This is a genomic window from Rheinheimera maricola, from assembly GCF_016918075.2.
Taxonomy (GTDB): Bacteria; Pseudomonadota; Gammaproteobacteria; order Enterobacterales; family Alteromonadaceae; genus Alishewanella; species Alishewanella maricola_A.
Map to the genome: position 1 here is coordinate 398,352 of NZ_JAERPS020000003.1, position 12,943 is coordinate 411,294.

The window sequence follows — 12,943 nt, forward strand, 5'->3', positions numbered from 1 at the left end:
CCTCTAAATGGCTGGGTTTTGCTGTTGCAGAAAATAAAATGGCCCGAACTGTTGTCCGAGCCATTAAAGCCGTCAAGCCCAAATAAGTCAACGTTAGTTGGCAGCTTGCGGGTTCATTATCTCGTCAAAAGCCGCTTTTTGCTCAGTGACTTTAGCACCGGCTAAAATTACTTCGATAGCTTGTTCTTCCAAAGCAACATTACGCATACTCTGCAATAACTCTTTATTGCTGTTGTAGTACTGCACTACTTCTTCTGGATCTTCATAAGCAGAAGCAACAGATGCTATTAACGCCTGAACCTTTTTATCGTCTACTTTCAGTTCATTAGTTTTGATCACTTCGCCCAGCAACAAACCTACTTTAACGCGATCTTTTGCCTGTTCTTCAAACAATGACGCCGGTAACTCAGGTAACTGCTTAGGATCTAAGTTGTTGCCGAAACGCTGCAGTGCCTGTTTACGTAACACTTCAACTTCGCCTTTAATCAATGCTTGTGGCACGTCAACGTCGTTGTTAGCCAGTAAACCTTTGATTACTTGCTCTTTTACTTTCGCTTTAATGTTCTGGTTTAACTCACGTTCCATGTTTTTACGCACCTCAGTTTTCAGCGCATCGACACTAGCGGTTTCTAAACCGAATAACGTAGCAAACTCATCATTTAGCTCTGGCAGAACCTGGTGCTCAACCGTGTTAACCGTTACGGCGAAGCTAGCAGCCTTACCTTTTAAATTTTCAGCGTGGTACTCTTCCGGGAACGTAACGTCTACCGTTACCTGCTCACCGGCCTTTTTGCCAACGATGCCATCTTCAAAGCCTGGGATCATCCGGCCCTGGCCCAGCTCTAACGTGAAGTTAGTGGCTTTACCGCCTTCAAATTCTTCACCATCAATAGAGCCAACAAAATCGATGATTACGCGATCACCAGTAGCGGCTTTGCCTTTTTTCGCTTCCCACTTCGCGTGTTGCTTGCGCAGTGTTTCCAGCATTTTATCTAAATCAGCATCAGCAATTTCAACCACTGGCTTATTTACTTCAACTTTATCCAGGTTTTTAACTTCTACTTCTGGATACACTTCGAAAGTGGCTTTAAATTCTAAATCTTTGCCCTGCTCCAACTGGCCAGGTGCAAAAGTAGGTGAACCGGCTGGCGTCAGTTTGTTGGCAATAATCGCATCATAAAAATGACGCTGCATTTGCTCACCAGCCACTTCTTGCAATACGGCCAGGCCATAACGCTTCTGGATCAATGATACCGGCGCTTTGCCCGGACGGAAACCGTCGATACGCTGACGCTTGGCCAAATCACGTAAGCGGTTTTTTACTTCTGAATCAATTTTATCGGCCGCAACAGTGATAGTTAATTGGCGTTCTAAACCCTGAGTGGTTTCCACAGAAACTTGCATCTTGTTACCTCAAATTCAAAAACAGGCGTGTAATTGACGCCTTACTAGTGTGATCTGGTATCAAAACGCAGCACTGAACCAGACCTGTTATAAAATAGGACGCGGCATTATAGCGGGGTAAATGTCTGGCGTCGAGCCCTTAACTAAGTAGCCAAATAAGGCTTTTACTAAGCCAACAAAAAACGCAGTATAGCCAGTATATTGGCGTTACTGCGTTGTATTTTATTTTGCGATAAGCCGAGTTAACTGCGGGTTTGGCCGCTGCCGGTTACCACATATTTTTCGGTGGTTAACGCTTCCAGTCCCATAGGGCCGTAAGCATGCAACTTACTGGTAGAAATACCAATCTCAGCACCTAAGCCCAATTCACCACCATCAGAAAAACGTGATGAGGCATTGTGCATTACCACGGCGGAGTCTACCTGGCGGATAAAACGCTCAGCATTGGCCTGGTCAGCGGTACAAATGACTTCTGTGTGCTGGCTGCCGAACTGGTCAATATGCGCGATGGCCGCGTCCATATCGTCAACTACTCTGATGGCAATTTCCGGCGCCAGATATTCCTGACCAAACTCATCATCGGCTATCGGCTGTGCCTGGTTAAAGTAACCGATACTTTGGTTGCAGGCATGCACTATAACATCGTGCTGCGCCAACGCATTGGCCACCAGCGGCAGAAAATCGGAGGCGACATGCTTATTAACTAACAAGCCTTCCAGCGCGTTACACACACCCGGGCGCTGCACTTTACCGTTAAGCAGTAAGCCCAGTGCCATGGTTAAATCTGCGCTTTGATCAACATATAAATGACATACGCCTTTATAATGCTGAATAACCGGGATACGGCTATGCTCGGTAACAAAGCGGATTAAGCCCTCGCCGCCGCGTGGAATAACCAGGTCGATATACTTATCTTGCTTTAACAACGCCAGCATTAAATCGCGGTCAGGGTCGGGCACTATACTGATCACCTCATCCGGCAAATCATGCTCACGCAGCGCTTGTTGCATTGCAGCCGCTATCGACAGGCTGGTTTGTATCGCTTCACGGCCGCAACGCAGAATAACCGCATTGCCCGATTTAAAGCATAAAGCTCCGGCATCAGCAGTAACATTAGGCCGTGCTTCGTAAATCATACAAATAACGCCCAGTGCTATACGGCGCTTTTCGATGTTAATGCCATTTGGCCGCTGCTCAATATGACGCATCGCACCAACAGGGTCGGGCAGGGAAATAATCTGCTCTATGGCTTTAGCCATAGCTTCTATACGGTCGTTATTCAGCGTCAACCGATCCAGCATGGCAGTGCTGGTGCCATTGGCACTGGCAGTGGCCACTTCGTCTTTATTTGCGTTCAAAATAGCCGGACTGGCTGCACGAATATGATTAGCCATACTTTGCAACACAAAATTCTTTTGTTCGGTGGTTAAGTTCGCCACAGCTTTGGCAGCCTGTGACGCTTTAGCGGCTATTGAAGCCGCAACATCGGTAGTCATATTCTCTCCAGTAACATCATTTCACTGCGATGAATAACCGCATCGCTGCCGGCAGGACAATAGCCAAGGCAGGCGGCAATATCGCGACTTTGCTGACCTTTAATCGAAAACAGCTCACTGGCACTAAAGCGGCTCACCCCTTTAGCAATTTTACGTTTGCCTTGCGAGCAGCGCACCAACACGGCATCGCCCGAGTCAAACTCACCGCTGATGCTCACTATACCACTGCACAGTAAAGACGCACCATGACGGCTTAATGCCTCTATACAACCGTCATCCACCCAAATTTCGCCTTTAGCACGTAAGGTATGACGTACCCAATGTTTTTTAGCCGGTAACGGTTCGGCCTGACCATAAAAAATGGTCCCGGGATTCTTACCCGCCAAAATACACTGAAAGCCATCAGGCTTGTGGCCGTCGATAATAACGGTATCAATACCGTGTGCCGCGGCTTTTTCTGCTGCTTCAATTTTGGTATACATACCTCCGGTACCCACTTTTGACGAAGCACCACCAGCCAAATCATAAATACGCTGGTCAATCTTACGTACCTCGGGGATCAAGCTGGCAAACGGGTCTTTATTCGGATCGGCGGTGTACAAGCCATCAACATCTGAGCAGATAATTAATGCATCCGCATTAGCTACAGTAGCTACCATCGCCGCCAGATTATCGTTATCGCCAACTTTAAGCTCATTGGTGGCTATGGTGTCGTTTTCATTCACGATAGGCAGCACCTGGTGGTCTAGCAAACGCCGTAAGGTATTCTTAATATTGACGTGACGCACACGGTCACTTAAGTCTCCATGCGTCAGTAGTACCTGCGCGCAAGGGAAGTCAAAGCAGCGGCTCCAGAAATTCATCAACTCATTCTGGCCAACAGCTGCCATCGCCCGCTTTAAAGCGAGAGGCACCCGTTGATGCTGAAAATTAAAATGATGGCGGCCAGCGGCCACGCTGCCTGAAGAAACCAAGATAACTTCAAGACCCTGTAACCGGCATTGCCGGATAAATTCGGCGATGGGACGTAAATACTGCTCGCTACACCCCTGGTTTTCCGGCGCTATCAGAGCACTGCCAACTTTAAGCACGATCCGACGCCAGGATGGGTTAATCATAACTCCTCCAATGGTTGTTTCGGCGGCTATGATAGCAAAAACTGTAACTTGGTTCCACTTGGGTTACAGTTTTCCTGGCCACAGGCGAAGCAAAACACTCAGCAAGCAGTTGATTAACTTATATTATAAAGATTATGAATACCTACCATAAGGCGTGACACAGGCAACAAAACTGACTGGAAATGTAATTTAATTACATTTTTATCTGCTTTCAGGAATACAGCTGGACGCTCTCCTGCGAAGGACACATGGTGACCATTTTTTCAAACTGCATACCAAGACGCGTTAACAACTTTACTGAAGTGCTGTTGCCGGCACTGGTTAATCCGACAATTCGCTTAAGGGCCAACTTTTTATACCCGAAATGCATAACAGCCGACGCAGCTTCATAGGCAAACCCCTGCCCCCAGTATTGCGGCAAAAATGCAAAACCAATATCTGTTTCCTGCAAGAAATCACGAAACAATAAGCCGCACAAGCCCATTGGCTGAATGCTGTTACAGTCTTCGACCAAAAATAAACCGTATCCATGCTGCTGATAGCTTTTAATTGGCCCCTCAGCCATGTAATGCAACGCATCATGCTCGTTGCGAACCCCCTTATCAGCAATATTTTCGATAAAAGAAGGTTCATTAAGCAACTTACAGATAAAAGCAGCGTCTGTTGCAACCATATGGCGAATACGCAAGCGTGGGGTTTCTGCTATAACCAAAATCGCTATCCTCACTGGATTAACTGATAAAAAGCATACAACAAGCTTGAAGGCGATGGAAACAGGATTTTGATTTTTTAAAACTAAGGGAGAATGGTCGGTGATGCAGGATTTGAACCTGCGACCCGTGGGATTAGGAGTACCCAAAACAAGTGCGTATATTTAACTTAAGGGAGAATGGTCGGTGATGCAGGATTTGAACCTGCGACCCGTGGGATTAGGAGCACCCAAAACAAGTGCGTATATTTAACTTAAGGGAGAATGGTCGGTGATGCAGGATTTGAACCTGCGACCCCTTGGACCCAAACCAAGTGCGCTACCAAGCTGCGCCAATCACCGACTATATAAACTCTGGGAAAGATGGGGTGGATGATGGGGTTCGAACCCACGACAACCGGAATCACAATCCGGGGCTCTACCAACTGAGCTACAACCACCACTGAACCTGTTTTGCGCTTGTTATGGCGCGCCCGATAGGATTCGAACCTATGACCCACGCCTTAGAAGGGCGTTGCTCTATCCAGCTGAGCTACGGGCGCACTATCGAAAGCCCTACCAAGCTATAAATCTAATGGTCTGAATACTTTATATCTTACCATTTTTAAATTGGTCGGTGATGCAGGATTTGAACCTGCGACCCCTTGGACCCAAACCAAGTGCGCTACCAAGCTGCGCCAATCACCGACTTCGCTGCACTGCTGCAACGGGGCGGAATATTACAGCTGAGGGGCTATAGCGTCAAACCTTTTTTTGCACAAACCAACTGATTGCTTATTATTTGAACCTATTGTGCTGTAACTACTGCAGGATGGCGTTCAGACGGTAGCTGTGCGAAAATATACCGCAATAAAATCATGGCAGAGACGTAAGCAGATGACAGCACAAATTATTGATGGCAAAGCCGTTGCTCAGGCAACAAAAGATAAAGTGGCTGCCCAGGTTCGCGCCCGGGTAGTCGCAGGAAAAAGAGCACCGGGCTTAGCCGTTGTGCTGGTAGGCTCTGACTCTGCCTCACAGGTATATGTGGGCAGCAAGCGTAAAGCCTGCGAGGAAGTGGGTTTTCATTCAGTGTCTTACGACTTGCCCTCCGACACCTCTGAACAACAGTTGGTTGAGTTAATAGATAAGCTTAACAACGACAACAGCGTTGACGGCATTTTGGTGCAGCTGCCCCTACCGGCAGGCTTAGACTCTTCTGCCATTTTAGAGCGCATTAACCCGCACAAAGATGTCGACGGTTTTCACCCCTATAATATCGGCCGCTTAGCCCAGCGTATGCCAGCGCTGCGCTCCTGCACACCTAAAGGTATTATGACGCTGCTGCAAAGCACCGGTGTTAATGTAAAAGGTATGGACGCAGTAGTCGTAGGGGCATCTAACATCGTTGGCCGGCCGATGGCGCTGGAGCTGTTACTGGCCGGTTGCACCACTACAGTGTGCCATAAATTTACCCGTAACCTGGAAGCCCAGGTACGCCGCGCTGACTTGCTGGTTGTTGCTGTAGGCCGGCCGGAATTTATCCCGGGTGACTGGGTAAAGCCGGGCGCGCTAGTTATTGATGTGGGTATTAACCGCCTGGATAGCGGCAAACTGGTGGGTGATGTGGAATACGGCACAGCAGTAAAACACGCACGTTATATCACCCCGGTGCCGGGCGGCGTAGGCCCGATGACAGTTGCCAGCTTAGTTGAGAATACGCTGGAAGCTTGCGAGTTGTATCACGATAAGCACTAAACCTGACTGGCAGCGGCAGTTGCATTAGCCGCTGCCCTCGCCCCGTTAAATCTGCTACTTTTTGTCATAACCCGGCGTCATACCACTATCACTACTTTTCGTTTTTACTTTACATCCGCATACTGTCAGCTTGAATTGCACAGTAACCAAACCCTAACGCCGTTTTGCGCGTATTAAGTGGCTGGTTTTAGCAAAGAGGACTTTTTATGCCAGCTTATATCAGGATAAAAGCATCGGGTGCCGTAGCAGTTATCCTTGCTTTGCTGATAGCGTTAAGCGGATGCGCGCAAAAGCCGGCGCCGGATAATGTTATCTGGCAACAGCAACTGAATTTACCCTCGGTAAAGTACTCAGCTGAAGTTACTGAACGCTTGTGGCTGAATATTGAAGAAATCCGTTTTAACTGGCTGGACCAAAGCAGAGACCGCGTAGTACCGGCATTGTTGTTTAAACCCGCGCGACAGCAAAAAGCCAAAGCATTAGTTGTGTTTTCTCATGGCTTAGGTGGTTCGAAAGAACGTTATGCTTACCTCGGCCAATATTGGGCCAGCCAGGGCTATGCCAGCTTGCATGTACAACATGACGGCAGCGACAGAAAAGTTTGGCGCGGCAGCAAGCTAATGTTACCTTTTCGCTTGATGGATGCCGCAGATACTACCGAAGCGTTAGCCAGAGTGCAGGATGTAAAGTTTGCTTTAGACCAAATCCTGGCGTCAGACCATGCCGCTACGTTTGATAAGCAAACTATTGTGATGGCCGGCCACTCCTATGGTGCCAATACCGCCATGCTATTAAGCGGCGCACAAGTTGAGCAAAACGGCAGCTCTGTCAGCCTGAAAGATGAGCGCATCAAAGCGGCTATTTTAATTTCAGCCCCGCCTTTTTATAACGATCAGCCGCTGGATAAAGTGCTGGCTGACGTGAGCATTCCCACGTTGCATATTACGACCACCGAAGATGAAATTCGGGTGCCGGGCTATTATTCATCACCACAAGACAGGTTTGAGTTGTACAACGCCATGGCCAGCAGCTACAAAGTGCTAGCGGTATTTAGCTCAGGCAGCCACAATATTTTTTCTGGCTGGCGTGGCGGTAAAGATACCCAGCCACAGCAGCAGGTAATTAAAGCTGCAACCCAGGCGTTATCCAGTGCGTTTATTGAGCAAATAACCACTGATGACAGCCAGGCAATAAGCCTGTGGGCACAGCAACATCAAGCGGTATTGTCTAAGTTTATTCGCTCAGATAATTGGGGGGTATAATTCGGTTGTTGCCGAGATCAACTCTATGCTCTAATTTTTTCTGACCCCAATTATTCGCACTCTTGGCGTAAGCGGTAATTCAATGGTTGTCAGCATAAGTGGACACTACGCCAAAGGAGTATAGAATTCAAGTTGACGTGCCGCAGGTTCACAATCAAGCGCAATCATGATGACAGATGCAGCAGTCTATCTTGCTGATAAATAAAACACTGGCCGCTAACGCGGCCAGAACAAGGGTTTTATCCATTGACGCAGGGAAAGCTTGGCAAGCCCGACCACTGTCTTTAGCTTAACCCCGAGACTGCGTAGCGCACTGCCCGACTTAGTACAGCCAGCACTTGTTCAAACACCCAGCGGATAAAACGGGCGGTTAGTTTAATAACCACGTGCGCTCCCCTTCCGGCAAACACCAGCATATGCGCTAGTAAGCCTTTTACATGCTCGTCATTGGGAAAAACTTTGGCACTTTTTTCCAGCTCCATCGCCAAATTGTCGTAAAAGGTATGCACGCCGCCCCCAAGATTCTGCACTGCTAAAATAGCGGCAGACGCTACGCCTGACTTCCGTAAAATAGTGGTTAGCGCATCTTCAATTTGGTTTTTCCAATATTCGCTAAAGGTCACTTTATGCTGTTCGCCATACTTCAGATACACTTGTTTGGGCAGACGCTCTGCCCCAATTAAGTTAGCCCATTCACCACGGGCACTATTTTGGTAGCAGTGAGACGCTTCTCGCATGGCATGTGAGCTGATACGGATACCGGTATCGGACGTTAAGCGCACCACCTGCCCATTGTATGGTGCATGGTAATACGGCCAAACCGGCGCCAACGGCACCGGATCATCACCATGAATACAGCGGTAGCTGGCATCAATACTGCCCGGTGCCTGCATAGCAAAGCTTTTTAATCCAACCCTGGGCGAGCCAAAGGTATAAAGCGCTACGCGGTTGCCGTAAAATTTCTTTATCCATATAGCCGCCAACTGAGCCAGTGCAGCCCCCAGGCTATGACCGGAGCAATGCACAATGGCACGGCTATTACCACGCAGCAGTGGGTTTAGCTGTTGCTCTAATGCCGGGCGCATACTGTTAAAAATATCATAAAAGCCTTTATGGGCCTGGGTTTGGTTTTCTATTGCTACAGTGCGGGTGTTGCTGTTACTTAGCCAGTCAAAACTGGTTTGGGTGCCACGAAAAGCAATGGCAACAGCGTCTTTATATTGGCCCCCCACTTTCCCTTTGCCCACTACAGCAAACCCAGACTCTCGACGAAACATGAAACCGCCACTGCGGCCATGTATAGCCCCCCCTGACTACTAAAGTCAAAAAGTTTACTTAATGCTTTATCTTTTGGTGTAAAGACTGCTCCGGCGGGCATATCCAAAGTGTCATACACATCGGCAGCAAGAGCTGCGGCTATTTTTGGCGGTAGCGTATCAATAATCATTGTTGCACATCCTTGTTGAGTAAATCTAAGTAGGTCTGAAATTGCTGTTTAAGTCTTGGAATAGAGTTAAGCTTTTCAGGGGAAGTTTCTTGCTCGTGAATTTGTTGCAAGATCAAAATTCCACTCTCTGCATAGCTTCGAATGTCATCACGAGCATATTTATCGGTGTTAATTACCTCAGAGCTGCGCTCTATATTTGATAACAAGCGATATACACCTTCCCAGTTTTGTTCAAGATCTACTGCATCGAGCTCAGCTTGCGAGACAACTACTTTGTCTGCATGCAAAAAGCGGCATTTTGAGTGAAAACCGCGCCATACTCCGCTGGGATTTTCAATATATTTCATATAGCTTGTGGTGTAATCGTCGCTAAGTTCGCAGTGCATGCCGGCGGCGAGTAAATCGCTGGATGGGCTTTTCAGGTTGTGTGATGTGCCCATTTCAAAAAACAGATCTTCATCGCCTTTTTTGGAGTGATCCACAGCAAGCAGCTGTAACGCTACCTGGCGCTCGTACAATACCGGGCGTGCCTTAACTAATTTCTCAGCGAAGTAAAAGTGACCATCGGCATCGGTGCGGGTGCTCTCCCAGCTCCAGCTATCATCAAAGAAGGTGCCACGCTTTATAACCATATCCGCTTGAGGCTTACCCTCCAGGGCAATAGCACCTTTAATTTCCGGCGAAACCTGCACATCAATTCGTTTAAACCAACCAAACACACCGGCCTCCGCAGAGTTGTTGATAAGCAGGACAAATAACCCTACCAAAATGCACTTTAAGGTGCTGCGCTGCATGTCCCACACAAAACATCCTCTGTTTAAAATTTTATACCATTGTATCTTTCGCAAACAATCAATCAACCTAAAAGCAACATTTGAGATTTCTGCAAAGCTGCCATGTAAAATTCATGCATAAAAAAACCGCCAACAGGCGGTTTTTTTATCGGGGCAACTTAATCAGCCTTTACGCCAGCTGGTTACGCCGTTTTTATCTTCTACGATAATACCTTTTGCCGTTAACGCATCGCGGGCGGCGTCTGCTGCTGCCCAGTCTTTGTTAGCACGGGCTTCATTACGCTTGGCAATCAATGCTTCTATTTCGGCGACATCATCATCTGTCGCGCCTGATTGTAAGAACTGCTCAGCATCGCCCTGCAGTAAACCCAGCACACCGGCTAACAGGTTTAACAAACCGGCCAGCTCGGCAGCCTTGGCCGGTTCGGTTTCTTTAAAGCGGTTTACTTCACGTGCCAGTTCAAACAATACCGGTAAGGCTTCCGGGGTGTTGAAATCGTCATCCATTGCCGCTTTAAAGCGCACAATATAAGGGCTGTTTAAATCAATGCTGTGGCTTGGCGTAACATTACGCAGCGCGGTGTATAAACGGCCTAGCGCCGCATGGGCCTGTGTTAAGTTCTCTGCCGAATAGTTCAACTGGCTGCGGTATTGGCTGGATAACAAAAAGTAGCGTACGGCCTCGGCGTTGTATTCTGCCAGCACGTCTTTTACGGTAAAGAAATTGCCTAAAGACTTAGACATTTTCTCTTTATCTACCTGCACCATACCGGTGTGGATCCAGGTATTTACGTATTTGTGGCCGTGAGCACAAGTCGACTGGGCAATTTCGTTCTCGTGGTGCGGGAACTGCAAATCTGAACCGCCGCCGTGTATATCAAAATGCTCACCTAAATGCTTGGCGCTCATGGCAGAGCATTCAATATGCCAGCCGGGGCGGCCATTGCCCCATGGCGATTGCCAGAACGGCTCGCCAGGTTTGGCGCTTTTCCACAGCACGAAATCCAGCGGATCGTCTTTATTGTCGGCCACTTCTACTCGCGAGCCAGATTGCAGCATTTCAAGGTTTTGCTGACTAAGCTCGCCGTAGGCTTCATATTTGCTAACATCAAACAATACATCGCCATCGGCCGCCACATAGGCATAGCCTTTGGCCACCAGGGTTTCAATCAGGGCGATAATCTCAGCCATATGGGTGGTAACGCGCGGCTCGATATCGGCCGGCAGTAAACCCAGCGCGGTAAAATCGGCGTGCATGGCTTGGGTAAAGCGTTCGGTTAACGCATCACAGCTTTCGTTGTTTTCGGCGGCGCGCTTAATAATTTTGTCGTCTACGTCGGTAATATTGCGCACGTAAGTCACGTCAAAGCCGGAGAAACGCAGATAGCGGTTAATGATGTCAAAGGCGACATAAGTGCGGGCGTGGCCGATGTGACAGTAATCATAAATGGTAATACCGCAGACATAGAGCCCCGCTTTACCGGATTCAATTGGTGTAAAAAGTTCTTTTCTTCTGCTTAAGGTATTATAAATATGTAACATGTCTTCCCCGAATCCTTTGACTAAATACGCTAAACCAGTGCAGCGGCTGCAACAGCGCGCTAGTGTATCACCGGCACCCTAACGCGGCTATCCTTGCTTTATGATTTGCTCGGCGTGCGGTAGAATAGCGCCACTTTGAACTAAGGACACCCTATTATGATTAGCTTACACACCAATTACGGCGTAATTAAATTAAACCTGTTTGCCGACAAAGCACCGGCTACAGTAGAAAATTTTATCAGCTATGTAAAAGACGGCTTTTATGACAACACCATTTTTCACCGGGTGATTAATGGCTTTATGATCCAGGGCGGTGGTTTTACCGGCGAAATGGAGCAAAAAGAGACTAAGGGCAAGATAAAGAATGAAGCCAACAATAAAGTAGCCAATAAGAAAGGTACTATTGCGATGGCACGCACCAATGAGCCGCATTCAGCGACATGCCAATTCTTTATAAACATTGCCGATAACGACTTCTTAAACTTCAGTTCTGAAACAGGTTCAGGCTGGGGCTACTGTGTATTTGGTGAAGTGGTAGAAGGAATGGACGTAGTCGATGCCATTAAAAAAGTGGCCACAGGAAATAAAGCAGGCCACAGCGACGTGCCGGTAAAACCAGTTATCATCGAAAAAGCTGAGCTACACGATTAAGCATTGTTGATGTCTGAGCTGATGTCTGAACCGCATACGCTGTTTATCGCCGATCTGCATTTAGCTGCAGATCGGCCCGATATAACGGCAGCCTTTTTGCGTTTCTTGCGCCAGCAAGCCATCAAGGCCGACGCGCTGTATATTCTGGGCGACCTGTTTGAAGTATGGATTGGTGATGATAACCCTGAGCCATTGCTTGATACGGTGGCATCAGCGCTATCTGAGCTTAAGCAACACATACCTGTGTACTTTATTCATGGTAATCGTGACTTTATTTTACGTCAGGGCTATGCCAAGCGTGCAGGTATGCAGTTGTTGCCGCAGCAACAGGTTGTAGACTTGTACGGTACGCCAACGCTGATTATGCACGGCGACAGTCTTTGTACGCTTGATATTGCCTACCAAAAGTTTCGTAAATGGTGGAACCAGCCTTGGTGGCAGTGGCTGTTGTTAAAAACCCCTCTTGCGTATCGTCAGAGATTAGCCGCCAAAGCCCGGCGTAAAAGTGCCGCCCACAAAGCCCGCTACGCTGAACAGCAGCAAGGACAACAGCAACCGCAGATTATGGATGTTACCCCAAGCGAGGTACCCAGGGTAATGGCCGAAGCCGGCGTGTTGAAACTGATCCATGGTCATACCCACCGACCAGCAGTACACCGGGTTGATATCAACGGTGAACCAGGCGAGCGTTATGTCTTGGGTGACTGGTATACACAAAGCAGTTATTTGCGCGTTAGCGCCAGCCAATGGCAGCTGCATTTTACCGACCTTGCTCAAGCATAG

12 protein-coding genes and 4 tRNA genes are annotated in these 12,943 nt (G+C 48.0%); 4 read left to right on the top strand and 12 right to left on the bottom strand.

Annotated elements, in window-relative coordinates:
* Positions 1-93: 93 nt before the first annotated feature.
* The 8 genes from tig to I4W93_RS10605 all read right to left on the bottom strand — a co-directional run bounded on the left by tig (position 94) and on the right by I4W93_RS10605 (position 5,414).
* Positions 94-1,404: a trigger factor gene (gene tig, locus I4W93_RS10570; RefSeq protein WP_205310948.1), complete on the bottom strand. Its 1,311-nt coding sequence runs from the start codon at positions 1,402-1,404 to the stop codon at positions 94-96.
* Between the two features lie 242 nt (positions 1,405-1,646).
* Positions 1,647-2,900: a glutamate-5-semialdehyde dehydrogenase gene (locus I4W93_RS10575; RefSeq protein ID WP_205310947.1), complete on the bottom strand. Its 1,254-nt coding sequence runs from the start codon at positions 2,898-2,900 to the stop codon at positions 1,647-1,649.
* Complete coding sequence (gene proB, locus I4W93_RS10580) at positions 2,897-4,018, bottom strand: glutamate 5-kinase (protein WP_205310946.1); 1,122 nt, start codon at positions 4,016-4,018, stop codon at positions 2,897-2,899. The genes I4W93_RS10575 and proB overlap by 4 nt, the downstream gene beginning before the upstream one ends.
* A 211-nt stretch (positions 4,019-4,229) precedes the next feature.
* Entirely contained in the window at positions 4,230-4,877 is a 648-nt protein-coding gene (locus tag I4W93_RS10585; RefSeq protein ID WP_205310945.1) for a GNAT family N-acetyltransferase, read from the bottom strand.
* 115 nt (positions 4,878-4,992) lie between these two features.
* Positions 4,993-5,069 (bottom strand) — tRNA-Pro (locus tag I4W93_RS10590).
* A 22-nt stretch (positions 5,070-5,091) separates the two neighbouring features.
* A tRNA-His gene (locus I4W93_RS10595) sits at positions 5,092-5,167 on the bottom strand.
* A 25-nt stretch (positions 5,168-5,192) separates the two neighbouring features.
* Positions 5,193-5,269 (bottom strand) — tRNA-Arg (locus I4W93_RS10600).
* A 68-nt stretch (positions 5,270-5,337) separates the two neighbouring features.
* Positions 5,338-5,414: transfer RNA gene (locus I4W93_RS10605), tRNA-Pro, on the bottom strand.
* Positions 5,415-5,603: 189 nt separating this feature from the next.
* Between I4W93_RS10605 and folD the strand changes: the two genes are divergently transcribed.
* The gene (gene folD, locus I4W93_RS10610; RefSeq protein WP_205310944.1) at positions 5,604-6,464 is read left to right on the top strand and encodes a bifunctional methylenetetrahydrofolate dehydrogenase/methenyltetrahydrofolate cyclohydrolase FolD; all 861 of its coding nucleotides are present in this window, start codon (positions 5,604-5,606) and stop codon (positions 6,462-6,464) included.
* Between the two features lie 206 nt (positions 6,465-6,670).
* Entirely contained in the window at positions 6,671-7,726 is a 1,056-nt protein-coding gene (locus tag I4W93_RS10615; RefSeq protein ID WP_205310943.1) for an alpha/beta hydrolase family protein, read from the top strand.
* 284 nt (positions 7,727-8,010) lie between these two features.
* Here I4W93_RS10615 and I4W93_RS10620 read toward each other — a convergent pair whose 3' ends face one another.
* The 4 genes from I4W93_RS10620 to cysS all read right to left on the bottom strand — a co-directional run bounded on the left by I4W93_RS10620 (position 8,011) and on the right by cysS (position 11,509).
* Positions 8,011-9,003: a lipase family protein gene (locus I4W93_RS10620; RefSeq protein WP_205310942.1), complete on the bottom strand. Its 993-nt coding sequence runs from the start codon at positions 9,001-9,003 to the stop codon at positions 8,011-8,013.
* On the bottom strand, positions 8,973-9,173 hold the full coding sequence (locus I4W93_RS10625; protein WP_205310941.1) for a hypothetical protein: 201 nt from the start codon (positions 9,171-9,173) through the stop codon (positions 8,973-8,975). Before I4W93_RS10625 ends, I4W93_RS10620 begins: the two co-directional genes overlap by 31 nt.
* Positions 9,170-9,967, bottom strand: coding sequence for a DUF6795 domain-containing protein (locus tag I4W93_RS10630; protein ID WP_306660288.1), 798 nt, complete (start codon positions 9,965-9,967; stop codon positions 9,170-9,172). Before I4W93_RS10630 ends, I4W93_RS10625 begins: the two co-directional genes overlap by 4 nt.
* A gap of 162 nt (positions 9,968-10,129) precedes the next feature.
* Positions 10,130-11,509 carry a cysteine--tRNA ligase gene (cysS, locus tag I4W93_RS10635; RefSeq protein ID WP_205310939.1) on the bottom strand — a complete coding sequence of 460 codons (1,380 nt, stop codon included), beginning with the start codon at positions 11,507-11,509 and terminating at the stop codon, positions 10,130-10,132.
* A gap of 156 nt (positions 11,510-11,665) precedes the next feature.
* On the opposite strand from cysS, the gene I4W93_RS10640 reads away from it, so the two are divergent.
* Both I4W93_RS10640 and I4W93_RS10645 read left to right on the top strand, forming a co-directional pair.
* Positions 11,666-12,160 (top strand): peptidylprolyl isomerase, encoded by a 495-nt coding sequence (locus I4W93_RS10640; RefSeq protein WP_205310938.1) that lies wholly within the window; start codon positions 11,666-11,668, stop codon positions 12,158-12,160.
* A 9-nt stretch (positions 12,161-12,169) separates the two neighbouring features.
* Positions 12,170-12,943, top strand: a complete 774-nt coding sequence (locus tag I4W93_RS10645; protein WP_306660284.1) for a UDP-2,3-diacylglucosamine diphosphatase — start codon at positions 12,170-12,172, stop codon at positions 12,941-12,943.